Genomic DNA, 23,162 nt, shown 5'->3' with positions numbered 1-23,162 from the left:
ACAGTCATGGCCATTGACGACCCTGTAAAGGGCGCCGAGAAGACGGGTGGCAAGAAGCCGCCCGCCCCAACGACCACCACGTGGGGCGCGGTGCGCCCGCTCGTCCTGCGGCTGCACTTCTACGCCGGCCTGCTCGTCGCCCCGCTCCTGCTGATCGCCGCCACCACGGGGCTGCTCTACTCGCTCTCGTACCAGGCGGAGAAGATCGTCTACCGCCAGGAACTGCGCTCCCCGGACAGCGACCGTACGGCCATGCTCACCGACCAGGTCGAGGCGGCGCGCGCCGAGCACCCCGACGGCAAGGTCACCGCCGTCTGGCCCTCGTCCGACGACGAGGAGTCCACCCGGGTCCTGATGACGATGCCGGACAGCGAGGAGAGCAAGTCGCTGGCCGTGTTCGTCGACCCGCACACCGCCCAGATACGCGGCGAACTGGACAGCTACGGCAGCTCAGGAGCGCTCCCGCTGCGCACCTGGCTCTCCGAACTCCACCGCCACCTCCACCTCGGCGAACCCGGCCGTATCTACAGCGAACTGGCCGCCAGCTGGCTGTGGGTCGTCGCGCTCGGCGGGCTGCTGCTGTGGATCGGCCGCAGACGGACCTCCAAGCGGGCCCTGCTGCGACCCGAGCCCGGCGCCACCGGACGCCGCAGGACGCTCTCCCGGCACGGTTCGCTCGGGCTGTGGGCGGCCACCGGATTCGTGCTGCTGTCCGCGACCGGGCTGACCTGGTCGACGTACGCGGGCGCCAACATCGGCGCCGTACAGGACCAGTTGGGCGGCGCCACGCCCGTCGTCTCGGCCACCCTGAAGAGCGGCGAGGGCTCGGCGGCCGGGGCCGGGGGCCACGAAGGGCACGAGGGCCACGGCGGCGACAGCGGGCCCGGCGGTGACCACGAGGGCATGGACATCGGCATCGACAACGCCCTGACCGCCGCGCGCCAGGCCGGGCTCGACGGACCGGTCGTCGTGAAGCCGCCCGCCGACGGCACGGCGTACGTCGTCGCGCAGCGGGACAACACCTTCCCGGTCCGGCTGGACTCGGTCGCCGTCGACCCCGGCACCGGGCTCATCCTCGACGAACTGCGCTTCGCCGACTACCCGCTGCTCGCCCAGCTCACCCGCATCGGTATCGACGCCCACATGGGGCTCACGTTCGGCCTCGTCAACCAGTTGCTGCTCGCCGCACTCGCCCTCTCGCTGATCCTGATCATCGTGTGGGGCTACCGCATGTGGTGGCAGCGCAGGCCCACCCAGGACCGGAAGCTGGGCGTGGGCAAACCGATGGCGCGCGGGGCGTGGCGCAAGGTGCCGCTGTCCGTGCTGCTGCCGCTGATCGCGGCGGCGGCGCTGGTCGGCTGGTTCGTACCGCTGCTCGGCATCACGCTGGTGGCGTTCCTGGTCCTGGACGTGGTGCTCGGCGCCGTGGCGCGCGCCCGCGCCGTGAAGGCCGGCACGTAGCAGGCGCGAGGCCCCCGCCGGGCGGACCGGCGGGGGCCTCTCTCACTCGTGGCGCCGCTACGGGACGTACTTGTAACCGACCCGCCGGATCGTCCGGATCGTCTGCCGGTGCTCGGCGCCCAGCTTCCGGCGCAGCCTGGCCACATGCACGTCCACGGTCCGGCCGTCGCCCACGTGCCCGTAACCCCAGACGGTGGTCACCAACTGGTCGCGGGTGTGCACCCGGTGGGGGTGCGCCACGAGATGGGCGAGCAGCTCGAATTCGAGGTACGTCAGATCCAGCGGGCGGCCGTCCACCTCGACGGTCCGCTCGGTGGGGTCGATCCGCACCGGGCCCTCGCCGGTGTGGGCGCCGGTCTCGGGGGCGGCAGCGGCTGCCGGGTGCTGATCGGCCGGTACGAGGACGAGGTAGCCGACCATCGGCGGCCTGCCCGGCAGCGTCGGCAGGGTGTGCGCCGGGGCGGGCAGCCAGGTGGAGCCGGGCGGCAGGAAGTCCACGAGCCGGCCGGCCGCGTCGGCCGCCGCGAGGGGCACGACCTCGTCACGGTCGACGGCTCGCAGCCGGTGCCGGCCGGAGGCCGCCGCGGTGGCGGCGGCGGTTGACGTCGCGGCGGCGGTGGCCGCGGTGACGGTGGAGAAAGGACGGGAGTTCGCCATGAGGGGTCAGCTCTTTCGCGCGAAGGATGTCGTCGAGTCGACAGGACGGGACGTACGTCATTCGCGACGGCCGAAGGCCTGGGAAGAGGCTTTAGAGGGCCGGCGCGTTCCTCGCGCGGCAACACACCCGGTCGAAGTCGTGGTGCTGCCGGGACGGCCAGAACGGCTCAAGGTCGATGCGACCCGACGCGTCGTGCTGAAGGCTGGCCATGGCCTCATTGAAGCAGATACGGGGCCGTAGCAGCAGGGCCCTTTCAAAGGGCGATACGTGAATAAGATCCATTGGCGATTTCATGGGCCGTTCATGGGACCGACCCACCCGTCAGCGCAGGAGCGAGCCGAAGCCCGCCGCGCGGATCCGGCGCACGATCTCCTCCGGCGTCGTGCCCAGCCGGTCCGCCGTACGCCCCAGATGCCAGTCGTCGCCGGCCAGGCTGTTCAGCAGATGGCCGCGTCTGATCTGCGCCGGAGCCAGCCGGAACGTCTTCAGATACGCCGTCCGCCCCTTGTGGTCGGTGATCAGCTCACCGATGTGCTGCCCGTCGGAATCGACGCGGAACGGCGGCAGGAAGCGGTACATGTCGAACGACGCCATCCGGCGTACGCGCTCGAACGCGTACGACGTGCCGAGCAGCTCACGCGCCATGACCGTGTCGTGCGACTCGCTCCACGCCCGCTCCCGCGCACCCGCCGCCGCCCGCAGATCCGCGAGCGTCGTGATGTGGCGCCCGTCCCCGAGGCGCGCCTCGAAGTCCGGTACGGGGCGGCCGAAGTAGCCGTACTGGTGGATCAACTCCCCGTACATGTCCTGGAGCAGCGTCGGGTGCAGGGCGCGGTAGTCGTCTGGGTGCGGCACCACGAACGCGGCGGCGAGCGCGTCCGCGACGTACACCAGCACCCCGCACTGGTCCGGATGGATCTCGAACACCCGCAGCGCGTCGGCCAGTCCGGGCACGTCGAGCCCCCGATAGGCAGCCTCGGAACGCGGCGAGAGCCCCTGCCGTACCGCCTCCCGCGACCACTCCTGCCAGGCGATCGCCGGCCCGCCGAAGTGCAGCGCCAGATAGCCCTCCATGGCCAGATGGAGCGGCAGGAACCGACAGCGCGCCACGGCGCCGGCCGGCTGCCCCTTCTTCCCCTTCGACGGGCGGCGCTTGACCATGCGGTGGTGCCGTTCGACGGCCATGGCGGTGGGCCGCGCGGTGTCCAACTGGGTCCCGTACGCTGCCGATTGCGTGTCCGGCCGCGTGTCCGGCTGCTCGCCGGACCAGTCGGCGACGAGCCCGTGCGGGATGTACGACACATAACTGACGCCCGGCGACACCAGGACCTCGCCGAAACGGTCGTACACCTCCCGGTGCAGCCGGAGCCCCGGCACCGGCTCCTCGCGCACCAGCGGCACCAGCCGGACCCCGCCCCACACCTGCGCCGGGCGCGTGTCAAGCCCGGTGAAGTCCAGTCCGCTCATGTCGCCCCGCTCCTCTCGTACGTACGCAGAAAGCTCTCGATCCGCCGGTCCAGATACGCCTGGAGCTCCGCCAGACCCGTCCGGCCCTCGGCGAACTGCGCGATCTCCACCAGCGCCGGCAGATCCTCCGCGTCCCGGATGCCCGCCGTCGGCACACTCGCCGCTAGCCGGCGCACGTCGAAGCCGTCCGCGTCGTACACCGGATTCAGATGCACGACCGACGTACGCCGCTCCCGGTCCAGCCTCGTACGCCACACCCGCAGCACCTCGCCCGCCAGCCCCGGAGGCGCGTTGTCCCAGCCGTCCGAGACGACGACGAGGCGCTCGGGGGCGTACTCCAGCGCGTCGATGACGCGCATGCCCAGCGGCGTGGGTCCGTACGGCCGCACCAGAAGCGGATCCGTACGGCCCGATGTCCACCACGCGCCGTACGCCCCCGGCGCCGCCAGCGCCTCCAGCAGGAAATGCCCCCCGAGCGCGACCGCGAGCGGACGACGGCGCTTCACGCCGGAGCCCGACGCGGAGTAGCTGTCGTCCAGTACGGCTGCGACGCGCCCCCACGTCCCGGCGTACGGACCCGCCGCCCGGCGCGCCGCCGAACGCAGCGCGCCCGTCAGCTCCCTGCGCCGCCGCACCCGCTCCTCGGTCGTCAGCGACAGCGCGTACAGGGCCAGCCTGGTCAGCGGCATGACGGAGAGATCGGTCCGCACGGCGGCGCCCGCCCCGTCCGCGCCCGCCTCGCGCTGCGTACGCAGCCGCTCCAGCCGGGTCATCCGGGGCGCGATCCGCTCCACGAACGTCTCGCGCGCGACGCCGTGCCTGGCCGCGAAACCCTCGGCGACGGTGAACGGCAGCTCGTAGACCGCGCCCTGCTCGTAGTGGGCGCGGCGGTACGCGTCGAGCAACGGGTGCTCGTAGCGCGGGCGCACGCCCGGCTTGAAGAGGAAGTCGCCCAGCTCACCGGCGGCGGGCGGGGCGCCGCCGGTGGCGGTGCCCGTGCCCGTGCCCGTGTCCGTGTCCGTGCCCGCGGCCGTCGTCAGCGGCAGATGGAAGTGGCGCGCGGCGGTCTTCAGCCCTGCGCGGTACTTCACCGCGTCGTGCCCCAGGTCCGGCCGCGCCGCCAGCCAGTCGCGCAGGATCGCGCGGGTACGGCGGTTGCCGACCTTCGCGGCGCGCAGCGCGCGGAACAGCCGGTAGACGCGCTGCGGCGGCAGCCGCGCCAGCCGCGCCGCGATCAGCCGCCCCTCGGTCCGCTTCTGCTCGCCGCTCGCCTCGCCGGCCGTGCGCAGCAATTGCTCCACGACCCGGGCCGCGTTGTGGTCGTTGATGTCGAGCGCGAGCGAAGCGGCGTACACGGTGCGGTAGTTGACCCGTACGTACTCATGGAGGAAGTCGAGCGAGAGCCGCTGCTGGTACGCCTGGGAGCGGAACTCGCGCTGTCCCGTGGACGTGACGGCGGCGTTGACGAACAGGAGCACGTCCTCGGCCGCGATCAGGTCGGCGTAGGTCTCCGTCATGCTTCCCCCGTGTCCCCGTACCCGCGTGTCCTCATACCCGCATGTCCCCGTACATGCTGAAGCCGGCCGGGGCATGGGGGCGCGAACAGCGAAATTTTTGCTTCAGAGGCAAGTCCCGGAAGTCGCACCGGAGGCCCGCGGCCGGCCCACGCAACGTAGCACCGGGCGCCCCGTACGGCGCCACCCAATTCCCCGCCCGTCCGTCCCGGCCCACCCTGGGCCGGGGCGGGGTGCGGACGGCACACTGATCCATATGAGTCAGCTACGCATCGCCCTTCTCGGCACCGGCCCCTGGGCCGGGCGCACCCACGCCCCCGCCATCGCCGCCCACCCCGATGTCGTGTTCAGCGGGGTCTGGGGGAGGCGGCCCGAGGCAGCCGCCGCGCTCGCCGCCGCCCACGACACCACGGCGTACGCGGGCGGGGGTGAGGGCGGCCCCGGTGAGGGTGGTCTGGACGGGCTCGACGCGCTGCTCGCCGTGAGCGACGCCGTCGCCTTCGCCCTGCCGCCCGACATCCAGGCGCCGCTCGCCGCCCGCGCGGCGGCGGCCGGCTGCCACCTCCTCATGGACAAGCCGGTCGCCACGACCGTGCCCGGCGCGCGCGCCGTGGCGGACGCCGCCGAGCTGGCCGGTGTCGCCTCGCTGGTCTTCTGCACGCTGCGCTTCGCCGCCGGGACGGCGGAGTGGGTCGAGGAACAGGCGGCGCTGGGCGGCTGGTTCACGGCGCGTGCCCACTGGCTCGGCGCGCTGTACGGGGTGGGCAGCGAGAGCAGCCCGTACGCGGACTCGCCCTGGCGCCGCGAGAAGGGCGGCCTGTGGGACGTGGGGCCGCACGCGCTCTCCGCGCTGCTGCCGGTGCTGGGCGACGTGACGGCCGTGACGGCCGTACGGACCGAGCCCGACCTCACGCATCTGGTGCTCACGCACACGTCGGGCGTGACGAGTTCGGCGGTCCTGAGCCTGAGCGCTCCCGTGAAGGGCGCGGGCGCGGGGTTCGAACTGCGGGGCGAGCACGGGACGGTGGTCCTTCCCGAGCAGTGGGGCGACCCTGCGGATACCTTCGGCCTGGCGATCGACGCGCTGCTGACGGCCGCGCGCACGGGCCGGCCGCACGCGTGCGACGTGCGGTTCGGTCTGCGGCTGACGGAGATCCTCGCGGAGGCGGAGGGGCAGCTGGGGGCTCTGGGGCGCCCCTGAGCAACGCGCGACCGCCGAGGGTTCGCCGACCCCTCAAACACCGTCTGGCCAGGGGCGATTGTCAGTGGGGGGCGGTAGAATCGTAAGTGTTCGTGAGGGTTCCACCACGTGCCGGGAGGTCGCCGATGGCCGTTGCCACTATCACGACGAAGCTCTTCGACATCACTCAGCCAGCCGCCAAGTCCGTGCAGCGCAAGCCACTGCCCGCGGGACAGCCCCGCGAGTGGTACGAGACCCACAACCGCCGCCTCAAGGCCATGCGCCTCGCCATCGCCCTGCTCGACTCGGGCGTTTACCACCCGGCGAACGCGAACAACCGGAGGATCCGTTCGACGGCGGCCCTGATCGGCATCCATCCGCCGTCGGACACGACGTGCCGCATGGTGCGCGCCCTGATCCGCTACGGGCGCTGACAGAGACGGAATCCCTGTACGGGGGCGGCGGAGCGGACGACGCACCGGCTCCGTACAGGGATTTCCGCGCTCCGTGGCCCGGTGGGGCCGGGAGCGGGGCCGGGTGCCGGGCCGCTCCGTGTGTCCGGCATGCTGAGGCCGGTGACTTCTCCTGAAGCCGGGCACATACACACGCGGCGGCCCCGATGAACGCCGTCCTCTTCGGCTTCCTGCCCATCTGGGTGATCACCGGCCTCGGCTGGGTGGCCGCACGTCACGACATCCTCGGCTCACAGGCCCAGCACGTCCTCGGGCGCTTCGCCTTCACCTTCGCCATGCCGGCCCTGCTGTTCCTGGCGATGGCGGGCGCCGACGTGACCGCCCTGCTGAACGTCGGAGTGCTCGTCTTCGCCCTCAGCCTGCTCGTCGTCTTCGCCGCCGGACTGCTGGTCAGCCGCTGGGTGTACCGGCGCGGCCAGGCCGAACAGGCCATCGGCGCGATGGCCGCGGGCTACGTCAACTCCGCCAACCTCGGTATCCCCGTCGCCGTACACGTCCTCGGCGACACCTCCTTCGTCATCACCGTCGCCCTGTTCCAGATGCTCTTCGTCGCGCCGGTGGTGCTCGTGCTCATCGATCTGGACGTACGGCGCGACCGGCGCGGGCGCGCCGCCCGGATGCTCCAACTGCCCTTCCGCAACCCGATCATCGCGGCCTCCCTCGCCGGAGTGGCCGTGTCGGCGCTCGGCTGGGACCTTCCGGCCGAGGCGACCGCACCTCTCCAACTCCTCGGCGACGCCGCCGTCCCGGCCGCCCTCTTCGCGCTCGGCATGTCCCTCAACACCCGTGTCAGGCCGGACTCATCGGGGCGCGCCGAACGCGGCCTCCTCGTCGCACTCAAGATCGTGGCCCAGCCGCTGCTCGCCTACGCGATCGGCCACTGGCTGTTCGGGCTGACCGGACACACCCTGTTCGCCGTCGTGGTCTGCGCGGGACTGCCGACCGCGCAGAACGCCTTCATCTTCGCCTCCGAATACCGCCTGGACACCGACCTCGCCAGGGACACCGTCATCCTGTCCACACTCTGTTCGATGGTGTCCCTGTCGCTGATCACCTGGCTTCTGGTCTGAGTGGTCCGGGCGGTCCTGGCGGTTCGCGCGGACCGCGTAGACGCGCGTCATGGTGCGCCCGGCGGTGTCCCGGCCGTGCGTGCCACGAGCGTTATCTGCATTCCGCCGCCCGTACCGGACGGCCTGACCACCGGCTCGGTCATGACGGCGGGCAGCCGCCCGTGCTGGATGGCGAAGCGCGGCAGCGAGAGCCCGAACGTCTCCGACACGGCCGCGAGCGCCCGCCGCTCACCCACCCGCTCGTCCGCCGCTTCCCTGTCGGGGACTTCGGGGAAGAAGCGTCCGGGGTCGAGCGTCTCCGGAAAGTCCCCCGACCGTTCCGTCACTCCGCCGGTCACCGTGAATCCGTAGCGCTCCCGCCTGTCCTCCCAGTAGGAGAAGTGAAAGACGTCGGAGGACGCCTCCGACGGGCCGCCCCTGATCACGCAACACACCAGCACCGACCGGCCGCCGCTTCGCGAAGCCTTCTCACCCAGGGAACGCAGCCGCTTCGGCCGGACCGGCTCCAGGCCGTTGCGGAACGCGAAGCTCCAGCCGCTGCCACTCTCCCCGTCCTCCTCCGCCTCCTCGCGCGTGCTCGGCGCGGCTGCCCACTCCGCGTTCCACCGGTCCAGAAAAGATCTCCAGCCCAGGAACTCCATGTGACTCATAGTGACATCGACCACTGACAATCGATCGGGTGTCCGGGGGAGGGGGGTCAGAGCCAGCGCGCCGGATCGGTACCCCAGAGCGACGGCGGACCGGTCCAATCCACCGGCCCACCCTCGTAGTCGACCGGTGACAGGACATAGCTCAGCAGGCCGTACGGCGAGGGTGTCTCCGCCATCCACGCCTCCCCGCCGTCACCGTCCGCCGCACCTTCGACCCCTGGCTCAGGCTCGATGTCATGCATCAGCCACGACGCCGTCCCCGCCAGCGAGAGCCGCAGATGCCGGCCCGCCCCGTCGCCCTGACGCTCGGTGAGCGCGCGCAGGATCGCGGCGGCGAGGAGATAACCGGTGCTGTGGTCCAGGGCCTGCGCGGGAAGTACGCCGGGCCGGCCGTCCGCTCCCCGCTCGACGTGGGCGATCCCTTTCGCCGCCTGCACCAGGGAGTCGAACCCGCGCCGTTCCCGCCACGACCCCGTCCAGCCCCAGGCGTCGAGCTGCGCGACGATCAGTCCGGGGTGCCGCGCGAGCAGGCTGTCCGGCGTCAGCCCGTACCGGTCCAGCGAGTCGGCGCGGTAGCCGAGCACCACGACGTCGGCCGAGTCGAGAAGGCCCTCGAAGACCGCCAGTTCGGCCGGGGCCCCGAGGTCCAGCCGGGTGGAGCGCTTGCCGAAGCCGGTGTCCGCGTGTGCCTTCGGGTCCTCGGGCAGCAGGGGCGGGTCGACGCGCAGTACGTCGGCGCCCAGCAGCCCCAGCGTGCGGGTGGCCACCGGCCCCGCGATGACCCGCGTCAGATCGAGGACCCGCACCCCGTACGCCGGCAGGGGCGCGTCCCCCTGTCGCAGCCGGCGCCCCGCCGCGCCGCCCGCCGCCCGCCGGATCTCGATCAGCGGCCACCGGTCCGTCCCCGGCTCCGCCACGGCCACCGCCAGCCCGCCCGCCGCGTACACCGTCTCCTGGACCCACCGGGCGGGCCGCGCCCGCAGCTCCCCGGCCAGCCGCTCGACCGGCGCGTCGTCGTCGCCCTCGTCGGGGATCCCCAGCGCGGTCAGCAACCGGGCCCGGTGGTGCGGGTAGTTGGCGTGCGTCCGCACCCAGCCGTCGGCCGTGGGCCAGAACGAGGAGAGCGGGGCGAACGGGGACCAGGTACGCCCGTCGATCCGCAGCAGCCGCTCACTGACGAACGCCGCCCCGACGGCCGCCTCACGAACCCGCACCCCCGGCGTCCGGGACCCGGACCGCCGCGCCACCAGTTCGGCGGCGGCCAGGGAACACACCCCCACGCTTGCCCGCGCCAACTGCCGTACGGGCAGCCGCGACGGCAGCACTCCGGGGGCGGGAACGTACGTCACCCTCCCCGCCGACTCCGGGGCGCCTCCGAGCGCGCTCCAGGCGTGCGCGGTCGCCGCGTCGACGTCCTGTTCCACGAGCGATGTCCTCCTTGTCCCGCCGAAGACGGGGTTGTCAGTGGCAGGTGCCAGAATTTCCATCATGTCTCTCGCCGACCTCACTTTCGACCGCTGGCGCGCCCTGGACCGGGACGCCGCGCACCGCCTCGCGCTCGAAGCCGCGCGGTCGGCGGACGGCCGGCTGGTGGAGTTCGACGGCGCGCCGCACCTCGGTGGTGTCCTGCACCGCGCGCTGATCGAGCGCGGGGGAGAGCGGTTCGCCCTGATACCCGGCGGCGAGGTGACGGTCGGATTCGACCTGGAGAGCTGGCGGCCCCTGCCGGAGCAGCTCGACTCCTACCGGACGGAGAGCCTGGCCGGCGGGTTCGGCTTCGACGACGACCTCGCGGCCCATCTCGCGCGGTATCTGACACCGAGGCGCACCGCAGCGGTCCCCACCGTGCTGATGGCTGTGGAGCCGTGGGAGCTGCCCGACGAGGCCGATTCCGTCATGGAGTTCCTCGGGGAGCGGGAGCTGCGGCTGCCGGCTCCGGACGAGTGGGAGCACGCCTGCGGGGCGGGCGCGCAGACGCTGTTCCGCTGGGGTTCCGACTGCCCGCTGGACCGGGCGCCGTACGGGGAGAACGACGACCCGGCCGGTCTCCGGCACCGGCCGAACGCCTTCGGTCTGCGAATAGCCCGTGACGTCTACGAGTCGGAGGCGACGTCCGATCCGGGATCCGTCTACGGAGGGGACGGCGGCGAGGCGGTCTGCGGTGGTTACGGCGCCTTCGTCGGGTGGCTGCCGCTGGCGACCGCGAACCGCAACCCCGGCATGGCCGAATTCCTCAACGGACCCGAGGGGGAGGACATGGGTGACGAGTTCGGTGTCCGCCCCGTCCTCGACCTCGGCTGAACGGCGCGCACCCTCCCGTCCGGCTTGAAGATCCGATCAATCGACGGTGGCCGATTCTGTTGTCCCGCACCCCTGTTGAGGGCTGCCCGCGCCGGGAGGCAGGTCAAGGGGGACATTTTGTCATGGAGGAAAACTAATCTTCGGATAGTTCAGCGCCGACCCTTGACCCCCCTATACCTCCGATGTTCACTACGCCTGACGACGCCGCCGCCTCGTCGTGAATCCCCGCTTCAATCCCCGCTTCGCTCAGCCAGCGCCCCAGGGCGCCCCGAGAGAGGACCGGATAGTGCGCACTGTGATGGCCCGCGCCCTGATCGCGCTCGTCCTGGCGGCCATGTCGCTCGTCGCCGTACCGCAGGCACCACCCGCCCAGGCCCGGACTCAGGCCCCCGCCCCTGCCCCGGCCGCCGCGCCGCTGACCAAGGTGCTGGTCTTCTCCAGGACCGCCGGATTCCGGCACTCCTCGATCCCGGCGGGCATCGCCGCCGTCCAACGGCTCGGCGCCGCCAACGGGTTCACCGTCACCGCCACCGAGGACGCCGGCGCGTTCACCACCGGCAACCTGGCGCAGTACCAGGCGGTGGTCTGGCTCTCCACCACCGGCGACGTCCTGAACGCCGCGCAGCAGACGGCCTTCGAGTCGTACGTCGCGAACGGCGGCGGCTACGTCGGCGTGCACGCCGCGTCCGACACCGAGTACGACTGGCCCTGGTACGGCGGTCTCGTCGGGGCGTACTTCGCCTCCCACCCCGCCACCCAGCAGGCCACCGTCAAGGTCGAGGACCGCGCGTCGCCCGCCACCTCGCATCTGCCGCAGCGCTGGACCCGTACCGACGAGTGGTACAACTACCGCGCCAATCCGCGCTCGGCGGTGAAGGTCCTCGCGAGCCTGGACGAGACGTCGTACAGCGGCGGCACCATGGGCGACCACCCGATCACCTGGTGCCAGGACTACCGGGGCGGCAGGTCCTGGTACACCGGCCTCGGCCACACCGAGGAGTCGTACGCCGACCCGGCCTTCACCACCATGCTCCTCGGCGGCATCCAGACCGCCGCGCGCGCCAAGGCCGCCGACTGCCGCCCCGAGACCGGCTACACCGCGCTCTTCGACGGCAGCCAGGCCAGCCTCGACAAGTGGCGGCAGGCGGGCGCCGGAAGCTTCAGCCTCGCCGACGGCACGCTCTCCTCGGTCGGCGGCATGGGCCTGCTCTGGTATCCGGTGACGCCGTTCGCCAACTACTCGCTCAAGGCCGACTGGATGATGCCCGGCGACGACAACGGCGGCGTCTTCATCGGCTTCCCCGACCCGCAGGGCGACCCGTGGAAGCCGGTCGACCTCGGCCACGAGATCCAGATCGACGCCTCCGACGGCGACCCCACCCGTACCACCGGGAGCGTCTACAGCTTCCAGGCCCCCGACCCGGCGGCCCGCGCCGCCGCGCTCAACCCGCCCGGGAGCTGGAACAGTTACGAGATCGCGGTGCACGGCCGGCACGTCGAGATCTGGCTCAACGGCGTGAAGATCAACGACTACACCAGCGGCCGTGACATCGCGCTCGGCCACATAGGTCTCCAGAACGACGGCGCGGGCCTGGACATCAACTACCGCAACGTCCGCGTCAAGCAGGACGGGGCGCAGACCACCGATCTCGCGCGCGGCAGGCCCGTCACGGTCAGCAGCGTCGAGCCCGGCAGCACGCATGTGGGAGCCAACGCGGTCGACGGCGACTCCGCCACCCGCTGGGGCAGCGCGTACTCCGACCCGCAGTCGATCACCGTCGACCTGGGCGCCGTCCGTACGCTCCAGCGGATCCGGCTCAACTGGGAGACCGCCCACGCCACGGCGTACACGGTCCGGACGTCGGCGGACAACGCCACCTGGCGCACGGCCGCCACCGTCACGGCGGGAGACGGAGGTCTCGACGAGATCGCCGTGAGCGGCACCGGGCGGTATGTACGGGTCGAGGGCACCACCCGCGCCACGCAGTGGGGCTACTCCCTCTGGGACCTCAACGTGTTCGGCACCACCAGCCAGTAGCCCGACCCGTCCGGACGACCTGGCACGCGGCTCCGCGCCGCGCGCCGGGCCGTCGGGGCGCCCCCACACCCGCGATCGGCCCCCGGAGGTCCCGTGTTGTCGCGCGCTGTCGCCTACCTCACCGCACTGCTGACCCTGTCCGCCCTCCTGCTCGCGCCCACCGCCGTGGCCGCCGACCCGTCGGTCGCCGCACCCAAAGCCGCCCCGAAAGCCGCACCCCAAACAGCCCCGAAAGCCGCCGCCCCGCCGCCCACCAGCGGCTTCGAGAAGGTCAAGCTCGACGGCGGGCTCGGCATGGGCGAACCGATCGAGCTGGCCGTACTGCCCGACGGCAAGGTCCTCTACATCAACCGCGGCACCAGCGCCGCCGGCGGCCAGGTCCGCCTCTACAACCCCGCGACCAAGTCCACGACCGTCGCGCTGACCCTCCCCCTGGACGCGCGCTTCGAGGACGGGCTGATCGGCATCACCCTGCACCCGAAGTTCGCCACCACCGGCTGGGTGATGCTCTTCTACTCGCCCAAGAGCACCCCGCTGGTCAACAGGATCTCCCGGTTCACCTTCAGCCAGAGCAGCAACACCATCGCCCCCTCCAGCGAAGACATGATCATCGAGTGGCCGACCGAGCGGGAGATGTGCTGCCACTCGGCCGGCTCCATGTCCTGGGACACCGCGGGCAACCTGTACTTCGCGGTCGGCGACAACACCAACTCCGGCGGCGACGCGCAGGGCATGGCCCCGATCGACGAACGCCCCTCCCGGCACGCGCAGTTCGACGCCCAGCGCACCTCCGGCAACGCGAACGATCTGCGCGGCAAGATCAACCGGATCCACCCGGAGGACAACGGCACGTACACGGTCCCCGACGGCAACCTCTTCGCCAAGGGCACCGCGGGCACCCGCCCCGAGGTCTATGTGATGGGCGTACGCAACCCGTACCGCGTCTGGGTCGACAAGAAGGCGAACAACACCCTGTACTGGGGCGAGGTCGGCCCCGACGCGGGCGCCACCATCCCGGCGCGGGGCCCTGCGGCGTACGACGAGTTCAACCGCGCCACCGGCCCCGGCAACTACGGCTGGCCGTACTGCGGCGGCCCCAACACGGCTTACAACGACTGGGACTTCGCCGCCAACCAGCCGCGCGGCTGGTTCCCCTGCGGCGGCGCGACCGGCCCGGTCAACAACTCCCCGCGTAACACCGGCATCCAGCAACTGCCGCCCACCAAGCCCTCGTTGGTGTGGGAGCAGCACGGCGGCAGCAAGGAGTGGCCGCAGCTCGACACCCCCGGCGGCTGCGGTTCGCCCAACCACACCGAGGTCTACCACTACGACGCGAATCTCAACTCCGACGTCAAGTGGCCCCAGTACTACGACAACAAGCTGCTGATCTCCGAGTACTGCCGCAACTGGATCAAGGAGGTGCAGTTCAACAACGGCAACGCCGCCACCGGTACGCCCACCGCGATCGAGCCGGTCCTGGACGGCATGAAGTTCGTCCACCCGATCGACATGGAGTTCGGGCCCGACGGCTCGCTCTATCTCCTCGAATACGGCAGCGGCTACTTCTCCGGCGCCGAGGACGCCGGCCTCTACAAGATCAACTATGTGCAGGGCGGTCGCTCACCGATCGCCAAGGCGTCGGTGAACAAGGACAGCGGACTCGCCCCGCTGGCCGTGACGTTCTCCAGCGCCGGCAGCAGCGACCCCGACAACAACCCGCTCAGCTACGCCTGGGACTTCACCGACAACGGCAGCACCGACTCCACCGCCGCCAACCCGTCCTTCACCTACCCCTCCAACGGCAGCTTCCAGGCCAGACTCACCGTCAGCGACGGCACCGGACGCACCGGCACCGCCACGATCCCGGTCGTCGTCGGCAACAACCGCCCCACGCTGACGATCTCGCAGCCCCCGGCGGGCGGCGTCTTCGAGTGGAACGAGAACGTCACCGTCACCGCCTCCGCGACGGACCCGCAGGACGGCCCGGTCGACTGCTCGAAGGTGATCGTCCGGATCGCCCTCGGTCACCAGGAGCACGCGCACGAGGTCGCCCAGGGCACCGGCTGCGGCACGACGTTCAACACCGGACCGATCCACTCCGGCCTCGACGCCACCCAGTTCTACGTGGTGCGGGCGAGCTACACCGACAAGGGCGCGCCCGGGACCGTACCGCTGACGGGCGAGAGGGAACTCAGCCTGTGGCCCAAGAAGTGGCAGGCCGAGCATTACGCGCAGCTGTCCGGCCCCCAGATCATCACCGCCGCCGGGGCGGAGGGCGGCAAACGCCTGGGTGATGTGCAGAACAACGAATGGGTCAAGTACCACCCGGTGAGCCTCAAGGGCGTCACCGGCATCAAGGCGCGCGTCTCCTCCGACAAGGCGGGGAACGTGGCGACCTTCCGGTACGACTCCGTCACCGGCCCGGTGGTCGCACGGGTGACCGTGCCCAACACCGGTGGCTGGGAGACGTACACCGAGGTCGACGTGCCCGTCACGAACGCCGTGGAGCAGCCGCGCGATCTCTTCGTGGTCTTCACCGGCGGCTCCGGCGCCATTCTCGACCTCGACAGCTACACCTTCACCGGGCCCGGCATCAGCCGTCCCGCCACCCTGACCGGCCGTGGGAGTGATACGCAGTGAACACCGCGAGATCGTCAGCAAGAGGGACCACCGGCAGCGGCGGCAGCACGCGCACAGCGCGCCTCCTCGGCGCGTTCCTCGTCCTCGTCTGCATGGTGACGGGCCTGTCGGGCGTGTCCGGCGTGTCACCGGCCGTGGCCTCGCCCACCGACGCCGCCTTCAACTCGTCGACCGGCGCGCTCAACGTCGACTACGCGAAGTACCTGTCCAAGCACGACATCGTCTACAACCGCCCCACCACCGAGCCCAAACACGGCCTCACGGTCGGCAATGGCCGTACGGGCGCGATGGCCTGGCAGAACAACGGCCTCAACATGCAGGTGTCCGGCGTGGACACCTCGCAGCAGACCGCCTTCGGCGCCGGGCTGCTCAACCTCTCCACCACCCCCGCGATGGACAGCGGCTACTCCACCTTCCAGCAGCGCCTCAACCTCTACGACGGCACCCTCACCACCACGTACGACAACAACCGCACCGTCACGGTGATGGGCAAGCCCAACTCCGAGGTCATGGGCATCCATGTGGAGGACACCCGCTCCGGGGTCTCCGCGGTCAACCTGGATCTGAGCCTGTGGGACGTCTCCGGGCTCGGCAACAGCGGCGACGTGCCGAACATCGAGACCTGGCGGACGGTGTCCACGTACGCGGACTCCACCGGCGCCGGACTCAGCCGGGGGCAGGCCGACCCGCAGAACTTCGGCTACACCCTCGGCGCGACCGTGGAGGGCGCCGCGTACACCGCGCGCGTCGTCGACGGCCGCAAGGTGCGGCTGTCGATCACACCGGACTCCAGCTACACCATCTGGTTCACCGCGAGCACCCGGCTGAACGCGCCGGGCCACGACTCGGTCGCCGAGGCCAAGCGCGCCCTCGCGGCGGTCAAGACCACCGGATACGCCGCCACCAACACCGCCTACCTCAACTGGTGGCACGCGTTCTGGCAGAAGTCGTTCGTCCAGTACTCCAACGGGTCCCGCGAAGCGGACTACATGGAGAACGTCTACTACCTCTCCACCTACATGATCGCGGCGGCCGGATACGGCAACTATCCCGCGCACTTCATCAACGGGGTGTTCCGGGCCACCGGGGACGCCACGAAATGGAGCAACTCGTACTGGTACTGGAATCAACGGGACATCTACAACTCGTTCCTGGCCTCCAACCACACCGATCTCATGGCCGGGTTCAACAAGCTCTACAGCCGTAACTTCGACGCGCTGAAGGCATACACCAGAACCCGCTACAACGTGGACGGCATCTGGGTGCCGGAGACGATGGGCTGGGACGGCAACGCGCGCGGCACGGTCAACAGCGACTACACGAACAACATCTGGTCGACCGGCACCGAGGCCGCGTACAACATGTATCTCCAGTACACGTACACGAACGACACCAACTACCTGCGGAACACGGCCTATCCGTTCATGCGCGAGGTCGCCAAGTTCTACCAGGCGAAGCTGTCGTTCAACAGCTCGACCGGCAAGTACTACGTCGCCACGTCGCACGCGCACGAGACGTACTGGAACGTGCCGAACGCGATCACCGACCTGGCCGCCGTACGCACCCTGTTCCCGCTCGCCATCAAGGCCAGCACCCAACTGGGCCTGGACGCCTCCATGCGTCCGCAGTGGCAGAACATCCTGGACAACCTGATCGCCTATCCGTCCGACACGAACGCCAACACCTATCTGCCGCACACACCGCCGATCGCCCAGACACGCAACAACGAGAATGTCGCGGCCGAACTCATCTGGCCCTACGACCTGACCGGAATCGGCTATCCCGACCAGCAGAAGGCGATCAACACCTGGAACGTCAGACCGTTCCCGTACGGAAACGTGTGGGCCAACGACGCGATCCAGGCCGCCCGCCTCGGGCTCGGCAATCAGACGCTCCAGGGTCTGAAGACCATGCTGCAGAAGTACCAGAACTACCCGAACGGCATGACCAGCAACACCAACGGTGTCTTCGAATATCTCGGCGTACACCTGGCCGCGACGAACGAGTCGCTGCTCCAGTCGTACAACGACAAGATCCGGGTCTTTCCCGCCGTCCCGACCGATTCCACCTTCGTCGGCAAATTCAGTCTGCTGGCCAAGGGCGGATTCATGGTCAGTTCGGAGAGGGAGGCCGGCGAGGTCAAGTACGTCGGAATCAAGAGCCAGTTCGGCAACGCGGCGCGCGTCGTCAACCCCTGGGGAACCCAGGAGGTCAGGGTCCGCAGGACCTCCGACAACGCGATCGTGACCACGTCCGGCAGCGCCGAGATCACCTTCAACACCGGGGCGAACGAGGTGTACGTCGTCGAGCGGACCGCCAAGCCGCTCAGCTCCTACACCCAGACGCAGCTCACCGGCACCGCGAACCAGGGCATGAAGTCCCTGGCCGGCACCAGCTCCACGCTGGGGTCGAACGCCACGGCCGACCCGATGGTCAACAACACGGCGCTGACGTACGACAACAACTGGCATCTCACCACCAGCCGCGGCTACGGCGACTTCAACGACGACACGCACCACAGCAACACGGTGGACGCCGTCGCGTCGTACACGTTCAACGGCACCGGGATCCAGTATCTGTCCGAACGCAACGGCGACATGGGGACCGTCGACGTCTATCTCGACAACGTCTTCCAGGCGACGGTGAACCTGAAGGCCGACGGCGCGAGACAGGTCCAGCAGGTCGTGTGGCAGAAACAGGGGCTCACGCGCGGTTCGCACACGATCAGGATCGTGAACCGCAGTACGTCGGTGGGAATGGTGGACGCGCTACGAGTCACCCCCTGACCCGGATTCCCACGGGCCGCCCATGACCGTGGCCCCGCGCGGAGGGACGCCGCGCGGGGCCACACCCATGACAGGCGGGCGTCAGGTCACCAGGTGGACGGCGCCGGCGGGGCCACCACCGGCGGACGGTCGTCGCACGTGATGGTGTTCGGCAGCAGCCACGGCGCGAGCCACGACTGCGTACCGCGGCCCCCGTCGTTCCCGCCGAGGTCGGTGAGGGCGAACTCCGAACCGGAGGCGGGGAAGTTGAAGGAGCCGCAGTTGTTGACGCCGACGGCGCCCACATTGCGCGCGTCCACGTTCTCGAAGGACGCGGACCCCTTCACCCGCGCGCTGACCGCCGACGTACCCGTCCCGTCGATCCTGACGTCCTTGAAGCGGACGCCCTCGATCGCGTACAGGTCCTTCACCGCGTAGTCGCTGACCAGCATGATCGCGTTGTACGTGCTGTCGAGATAGTGGTCGCCGGTGATCCGGACGTCCGCGTCGATGTCCTTGTCGAGCGCGTAGAGCCAGATCGCCCCGAGCCCGATGTTCCAGTTCAGCTCGTACGTCCCCGCCCGCACCGTGGTGTTGTCGGTGAAGCGCAGCGCCCCGGTGAACGCCTCGGCGCCGAAGCGGGACCCGGCGTGCAGCGCGCTGCCCTCCCGGACCGGGTCGGCGACGAGATTGCCCGAGACGGTGTTGTCGGTGCCGCCGTAGACCGCGATGCCGTTGGCCAGCACCGGTGACTGCACGGTGTTACGGGTGAAGGTGTTCCGCGCGTTGGCGGTCTTCTCCGACCACATCGCGAGACCGTCGTCGCCGGTGTTGCGGACGAAGTTGTCGGACACGCTCGAATCCGTCACGCCGGTATGGAAGTTGAGCGCGTCGGCGATCTGGTCCACGACGATGTTGCCGGACACGCGGACGTTCGACATCGGCCCGTCGAACCAGAGGCCGACCTTCGTGTGCCGGATGTGCAGCCCGGTGATCGTGGAGTCGCTCATCGCGCCGCCGACGCCGTTGACCTGGTCGGTGTCGACCCGCTCCCGTACGTCGCCCTCGATCGCGAAGCCCGACAGATGGACCCCGCGGCTGCCGCCGTCCGCCGCGTCCTTGCCGTAGAAACCGACGCCGGTGTGGACCGAGCCGTCGGGGGCGGGCCGGTCGAGGGTCACCTGGCGGCCCTTGACGACCGTGTGCCAGTTGCCCGCGCCCTCGATGGTGACGTCGTCCACGATGATGTGCCGGTTGACCTGGTAGGTGCCCGGCGGGATGTAGACCGTGAGGTTCTTCCGCTTCGCGTGGGCGATGGCCCGGTCGAACGCGTCGGCGGAGTCCCGGCGGCCGGACGGGTCGGCGCCGAACAGCAGCACGTTCGCGGCGACGAGCCGCACGTGCGGCGCGCCGACCAGCTCCGAGTCGAGCAGGTCCACGACCGTCCAGTCGGCCCTGCTGCCGGCCGGGACCGTCAGCCGTACCGTGTCACCGGCGCGGTACGTCTTGCCCAGCTTCAGCCGCTGCTCGTCGTAGAAGTGGCTCGGGCGGAACGGCTTGGTGATGACCGGCGCGGGGGTGGTCGAGGCGGGCACGCACGCGCACTCGGTGATCCACCAGTCCGGGTGCAGGAGGTCGGCGCCGGGATCGTTGGAGAACGGGTACTGGTTGTAGAGCCACGCGTACTGCGAGGTCAGCGTCATGGTCTTACGGCCCTTGCCGTTGACCGTGACATCGAGGGGCGCGGTGATGCCGCCGCCCCCGGGCGCGTCCGGGATGCTGTAGCGCACGGTGATCGCGTTGGCGGCGCTGGGCAGGGTGAACTCGACGTACTGCTCGGGGGTCAGCTTCACCGCCGTACGGCCCGAGGCCTCGGAGGGCAGGGTGTACGCGGTCCGGTCCGGCCCGATGACCGTGCCGTTCGTCGCGGCGTTCTCGGCCTCCTGCTCGGCGAAGCCGACGCGGGCGCCCCGGCCGGCGACGAGCGCGGGGTCGAGGGCGGCGCGGGTGACGACGGGTCCGGCGGTGGGTCTGTCGGCGCGAGGCGCGGCGACGGCGGTACCGCCGACGCTCAGCAGGCCGGCACTCAGGCCAAGACTCAGACCGAGCGCGACGGCGCCGGAGGTCAACGAGGTCCACGACATCTACAGCTCGATTCTCTTGAGGCGTACGGACGCACGGGCGCACGGGGCGCTTGGGAGTGGGGGCGGGCGACGCCGTGGGGGTGAGGTGGACAGTAGGACCGCCGCACCTCGCTCCACAAGATGGCAGCGAACAGTTTTCGCGACTCTGCCGCTCAACTGCGCTTGTGAGTCGACTTCTTGCGTCACGCGTCAACATCGGTCAACTGCCTCCCGGCACCCGACATAGTGAGGACCTCTTCCGCGCGTCAGCACGGGTAGACAGGGCCAGGCCGGCCCGCGCCGCGCCGCCCGCCGGGAGAAGAAGGTGCCGATGGATGCCACAAGCCAGGAAAGCTTCCTGGAATTCGTGACCAACAGATCGACCGCGCTGCTGAGAACCGCCGTCCTGCTCAGCGGGGGCGACCGCCACGCGGGCGAGGACCTGTTGCAGAACGCCCTCATGAAGGCCGCCGGCCGCTGGCATCGGATCGATGAACCGGAGGCGTACGTACGGCAGATCCTCTACCGGCAACAGGTCAGCCGGTGGCGCCTCAAGGGCCCGCGCAGGGAACTCACCGTCGCCGAACCGCCCGACCCCGCCGACGGCACCGGGACCGCGACGGCCGCAGACGGCACCGGCGCCGCGGAGCTGCGCCTCGTGATGCGCGACGCGCTGTCCCGGCTCACCGCGCGGCAGCGCGCCGTACTCGTCCTGCGCTACTTCGAGGATCTGCCCGAGGCCGACGTCGCCCGCCTTCTCGGCTGCTCCGTCGGCACGGTCCGCTCCACCACCCACCGCTCACTGGCCCGTCTGCGGGCCCTCGCGCCCGAACTCGACCTGCTCGCCGCGTCGGACGACGAGCGGCAGGGCCAACAGCAGCCGCCGTCCCGTGACTTCGCCCCCGTGGAGGTACGACCGTGAACGTCGAGGAACTCGTCCGCGCCACGCTGCGCGAGCAGGCCGCCGGCACCGAGTCCGCGCCCGCCGACCTGGCGGGCCGGGTCCTGACCGCGCGCCGCCGCCGCAGGGCACGCCACCTCGCCGGGGCCGCCGCCACGACCGTCCTGGTGGTCGCCGCCGCGGTCGCCGTGCCCGCCGCGCTCGACCGGGACGGCGACACGGTACGGCTGGCGAGCGAGGTCTCGCGCGGCCGGACCCTCACCCATGTCGACCAGTCGCCGCCCCGCGACCTGATCGCGGTCGGGGAGCAGGCACTCGCCGCGTACTTCACCACCCGCAAGGTCGAGCAGCCCAACCGCGACGAGATCGCGACCCGCACCTACTCCGTACTGGACCAGAGGACCGGCAGATACGAGGTCGACGCCCGCTGGGCGTATCTGACCGTCGCGCCCGGCATGCGCACGGCGGCCGTCCTGGAACGCCAACTGCCCGCCACCCGGATCGGGGTCCTGGACCTGCTCACCAGGAAGGTGACGCGCTGGATCCCGATGGAGGGCCTGGGCGGGGGCGTGGGCGCCGTCGAGTTCTCGCCCGACGGCAAGAAGCTGATCGCCACGACGTACGACAAGAACCCGGACCGTACCTTCTGGTCGAAGAAGGTCCCGGTCAACAACACCGAAGAGCCCCAGCCCGTCTCCAGCCGTACCGGTTTCGCGATCGTCGACGTCGGGTCGGGGACGGCGGACTGGCACGCACTGCCCGCGTTCAAGGAACCGGAATACGGCATGACCTTCGGCTCCGGACAGAAACTGCTGTTCAACGACGACGGCACGCTGGTCTACGAGGCCATCAACGTGGCCGTCGACGCGTCCGGGGAGGAGTCCGCCGACAAGGTGCCCGCCCGGATCTACCGCGACCTGCGCGGCAAGGAGGTACCGGCGCCGCCGAGGGAGAAGTACGTCGACCGCATGATGGCCCCGGCGGGCCTCTCCCCGAACGGCGAACTCGTCGCGGGCCCCTTCGCGGGCGGCCTGCGTACGACGGCGACACAGGTCCTCGACCCCCGGACCGGCGACCGGGCGGCCAAGCTGAAGGGCCAGGAACTGCTCGTCTGGGCGGACGACGAGCGACTGATCGCGTGGGACATCGCGGCCGGTGGCAACGAGTACGAGAACCGGCTGGTGCTGATCACGATCGGCAGCGACAAGGTGGTCTCGCTGAGCGGAGCCCGTACGCCCAAGGACTACTCACCGGGCCGCTGGGAACCGATCTTCGCCAAGCGCTGACGCGGGGGCGCCGGCCACTGCCGCCGCTCGTCTCCGTCGCCACCACCGGCGCAGCGCCGGGAGCCACGGCGCGGCGCCGACGAGCAGCAGCAGTGACAGCAGGGGCAGGCGCCACCAGCCGGAGAGGTGCGCGGGCGGCGGGTCCTGGGGCTTCGCGACCCACGGCCGCGCCGTCTTCGACCACGCGACGAACGCGTCGCCGATCGGGACGGCACCCAGCGCGTAACGCTTGGTCCACGGGGTGCTGACCGGGACGCCGAGCAACTCCCCGTAGTTGGCGATCCCCCGGGCCAGCGAGGCGTCGCCCCGGACCTGCGCCGCGCCGATGGTCACGACCGTCGCCGACAGGCTCACGCCGAGGGGGAGCGGCCCGGAGTCGACGTCGGCGGGTCCGTCCATCCCCGCGGGGTACTCGCGCGTCGTGGGCCCGAGACCGAGCGGGGTGACGACGTAGCGGTCACGGAAGACCGTGTACTGCTCGCGGGCGAAGTCCGGGTCTATGTCGACCAGGAAGCGCTGGATGATGCTCTGCGAGGTTCCTCTGGCCACCTCGACCGGTTCGCCGGTGTCGGGGGTGACGCGGTGCGGCAGCAGTCCCGTACGGGGGTCGAGACGCTGCCGCACCCCGTCACCCC

General features: G+C 70.7%; 16 protein-coding genes and 1 pseudogene. 10 read left to right on the top strand and 7 right to left on the bottom strand.

Annotated features, from left to right (window positions below; genetic code table 11):
- Positions 1-6: 6 nt before the first annotated feature.
- A complete protein-coding gene (locus tag BHU15_RS32600) occupies positions 7-1,461 on the top strand; it encodes a PepSY-associated TM helix domain-containing protein (protein ID WP_069630432.1) in 1,455 nt (484 codons plus the stop codon).
- 57 nt (positions 1,462-1,518) lie between these two features.
- On the opposite strand, the gene BHU15_RS32595 is transcribed toward BHU15_RS32600, so the two are convergent.
- The 3 genes from BHU15_RS32595 to BHU15_RS32580 all read right to left on the bottom strand — a co-directional run bounded on the left by BHU15_RS32595 (position 1,519) and on the right by BHU15_RS32580 (position 5,103).
- Complete coding sequence (locus BHU15_RS32595; RefSeq protein WP_069630431.1) at positions 1,519-2,118, bottom strand: winged helix-turn-helix domain-containing protein; 600 nt, start codon at positions 2,116-2,118, stop codon at positions 1,519-1,521.
- Positions 2,119-2,440: 322 nt separating this feature from the next.
- Positions 2,441-3,586, bottom strand: coding sequence for an ARPP-2 domain-containing protein (locus tag BHU15_RS32585; RefSeq protein WP_069630429.1), 1,146 nt, complete (start codon positions 3,584-3,586; stop codon positions 2,441-2,443).
- Complete coding sequence (locus BHU15_RS32580) at positions 3,583-5,103, bottom strand: hypothetical protein (protein WP_069630428.1); 1,521 nt, start codon at positions 5,101-5,103, stop codon at positions 3,583-3,585. The genes BHU15_RS32585 and BHU15_RS32580 overlap by 4 nt, the downstream gene beginning before the upstream one ends.
- Before the next feature lie 253 nt (positions 5,104-5,356).
- On the opposite strand from BHU15_RS32580, the gene BHU15_RS32575 reads away from it, so the two are divergent.
- The 3 genes from BHU15_RS32575 (at position 5,357) to BHU15_RS32565 (ending at position 7,823) form a co-directional block, all read left to right on the top strand.
- Complete coding sequence (locus BHU15_RS32575) at positions 5,357-6,301, top strand: Gfo/Idh/MocA family protein (RefSeq protein WP_069630427.1); 945 nt, start codon at positions 5,357-5,359, stop codon at positions 6,299-6,301.
- Between the two features lie 125 nt (positions 6,302-6,426).
- On the top strand, positions 6,427-6,714 hold the full coding sequence (locus tag BHU15_RS32570) for a hypothetical protein (protein WP_023542238.1): 288 nt from the start codon (positions 6,427-6,429) through the stop codon (positions 6,712-6,714).
- Between the two features lie 185 nt (positions 6,715-6,899).
- On the top strand, positions 6,900-7,823 hold the full coding sequence (locus BHU15_RS32565; RefSeq protein ID WP_069630426.1) for an AEC family transporter: 924 nt from the start codon (positions 6,900-6,902) through the stop codon (positions 7,821-7,823).
- Positions 7,824-7,870: 47 nt separating this feature from the next.
- Here the strand turns inward: BHU15_RS32565 and BHU15_RS32560 are convergent, their stop codons facing one another.
- Both BHU15_RS32560 and BHU15_RS32555 read right to left on the bottom strand, forming a co-directional pair.
- Positions 7,871-8,473 (bottom strand): hypothetical protein, encoded by a 603-nt coding sequence (locus tag BHU15_RS32560; protein ID WP_141726926.1) that lies wholly within the window; start codon positions 8,471-8,473, stop codon positions 7,871-7,873.
- A 47-nt stretch (positions 8,474-8,520) separates the two neighbouring features.
- Positions 8,521-9,747 carry a CoA transferase gene (locus BHU15_RS32555; protein ID WP_401925595.1) on the bottom strand — a complete coding sequence of 409 codons (1,227 nt, stop codon included), beginning with the start codon at positions 9,745-9,747 and terminating at the stop codon, positions 8,521-8,523.
- A gap of 214 nt (positions 9,748-9,961) precedes the next feature.
- Here BHU15_RS32555 and BHU15_RS32550 point away from each other — a divergent pair, with 214 nt between their 5' ends.
- The 4 genes from BHU15_RS32550 to BHU15_RS32535 all read left to right on the top strand — a co-directional run bounded on the left by BHU15_RS32550 (position 9,962) and on the right by BHU15_RS32535 (position 18,238).
- On the top strand, positions 9,962-10,774 hold the full coding sequence (locus BHU15_RS32550; protein ID WP_069630423.1) for a hypothetical protein: 813 nt from the start codon (positions 9,962-9,964) through the stop codon (positions 10,772-10,774).
- Between the two features lie 298 nt (positions 10,775-11,072).
- Positions 11,073-12,812, top strand: a complete 1,740-nt coding sequence (locus BHU15_RS32545) for a ThuA domain-containing protein (protein WP_069630422.1) — start codon at positions 11,073-11,075, stop codon at positions 12,810-12,812.
- A 93-nt stretch (positions 12,813-12,905) separates the two neighbouring features.
- Entirely contained in the window at positions 12,906-15,452 is a 2,547-nt protein-coding gene (locus tag BHU15_RS32540) for a PQQ-dependent sugar dehydrogenase (protein WP_069630421.1), read from the top strand.
- The gene (locus tag BHU15_RS32535; RefSeq protein WP_174566073.1) at positions 15,449-18,238 is read left to right on the top strand and encodes a glycosyl hydrolase family 95 catalytic domain-containing protein; all 2,790 of its coding nucleotides are present in this window, start codon (positions 15,449-15,451) and stop codon (positions 18,236-18,238) included. The genes BHU15_RS32540 and BHU15_RS32535 overlap by 4 nt, the downstream gene beginning before the upstream one ends.
- A gap of 86 nt (positions 18,239-18,324) precedes the next feature.
- Here the strand turns inward: BHU15_RS32535 and BHU15_RS32530 are convergent, their stop codons facing one another.
- Positions 18,325-20,361, bottom strand: a complete 2,037-nt coding sequence (locus BHU15_RS32530) for a glycosyl hydrolase family 28-related protein (RefSeq protein WP_069630420.1) — start codon at positions 20,359-20,361, stop codon at positions 18,325-18,327.
- Positions 20,362-20,671: 310 nt separating this feature from the next.
- On the opposite strand from BHU15_RS32530, the gene BHU15_RS32525 reads away from it, so the two are divergent.
- Both BHU15_RS32525 and BHU15_RS32520 read left to right on the top strand, forming a co-directional pair.
- The gene (locus BHU15_RS32525) at positions 20,672-21,262 is read left to right on the top strand and encodes a SigE family RNA polymerase sigma factor (protein WP_069630419.1); all 591 of its coding nucleotides are present in this window, start codon (positions 20,672-20,674) and stop codon (positions 21,260-21,262) included.
- On the top strand, positions 21,259-22,527 hold the full coding sequence (locus BHU15_RS32520) for a hypothetical protein (RefSeq protein ID WP_069630418.1): 1,269 nt from the start codon (positions 21,259-21,261) through the stop codon (positions 22,525-22,527). Before BHU15_RS32525 ends, BHU15_RS32520 begins: the two co-directional genes overlap by 4 nt.
- Here BHU15_RS32520 and BHU15_RS32515 read toward each other — a convergent pair.
- Positions 22,489-23,162: pseudogene (locus BHU15_RS32515) on the bottom strand (hypothetical protein); the annotation flags it as partial. The gene BHU15_RS32520 and the pseudogene BHU15_RS32515 sit on opposite strands and share 39 nt — an antisense overlap.

This window comes from Streptomyces niveus, from assembly GCF_001723055.1.
GTDB lineage: Bacteria > Actinomycetota > Actinomycetes > Streptomycetales > Streptomycetaceae > Streptomyces > Streptomyces niveus.
Note: the sequence above shows the minus strand (reverse complement) of the source record. Positions and strands in the feature narration are given on the sequence as shown.

Bases quoted from the DNA above. Each gene is read 5' to 3' on its own strand.
- BHU15_RS32580 (WP_069630428.1), bottom strand. From the start codon at position 5,103: ATGACGGAGACCTACGCCGACCTGATCGCGGCCGAGGACGTGCTCCTG.
- BHU15_RS32600 (WP_069630432.1), top strand. From the start codon at position 7: ATGGCCATTGACGACCCTGTAAAGGGCGCCGAGAAGACGGGTGGCAAG.
- BHU15_RS32595 (WP_069630431.1), bottom strand. From the start codon at position 2,118: ATGGCGAACTCCCGTCCTTTCTCCACCGTCACCGCGGCCACCGCCGCC.
- BHU15_RS32585 (WP_069630429.1), bottom strand. From the start codon at position 3,586: ATGAGCGGACTGGACTTCACCGGGCTTGACACGCGCCCGGCGCAGGTG.
- BHU15_RS32565 (WP_069630426.1), top strand. From the start codon at position 6,900: ATGAACGCCGTCCTCTTCGGCTTCCTGCCCATCTGGGTGATCACCGGC.
- BHU15_RS32575 (WP_069630427.1), top strand. From the start codon at position 5,357: ATGAGTCAGCTACGCATCGCCCTTCTCGGCACCGGCCCCTGGGCCGGG.
- BHU15_RS32525 (WP_069630419.1), top strand. From the start codon at position 20,672: ATGGATGCCACAAGCCAGGAAAGCTTCCTGGAATTCGTGACCAACAGA.
- BHU15_RS32560 (WP_141726926.1), bottom strand. From the start codon at position 8,473: ATGAGTCACATGGAGTTCCTGGGCTGGAGATCTTTTCTGGACCGGTGG.
- BHU15_RS32545 (WP_069630422.1), top strand. From the start codon at position 11,073: ATGGCCCGCGCCCTGATCGCGCTCGTCCTGGCGGCCATGTCGCTCGTC.
- BHU15_RS32530 (WP_069630420.1), bottom strand. From the start codon at position 20,361: ATGTCGTGGACCTCGTTGACCTCCGGCGCCGTCGCGCTCGGTCTGAGT.
- BHU15_RS32550 (WP_069630423.1), top strand. From the start codon at position 9,962: ATGTCTCTCGCCGACCTCACTTTCGACCGCTGGCGCGCCCTGGACCGG.
- BHU15_RS32570 (WP_023542238.1), top strand. From the start codon at position 6,427: ATGGCCGTTGCCACTATCACGACGAAGCTCTTCGACATCACTCAGCCA.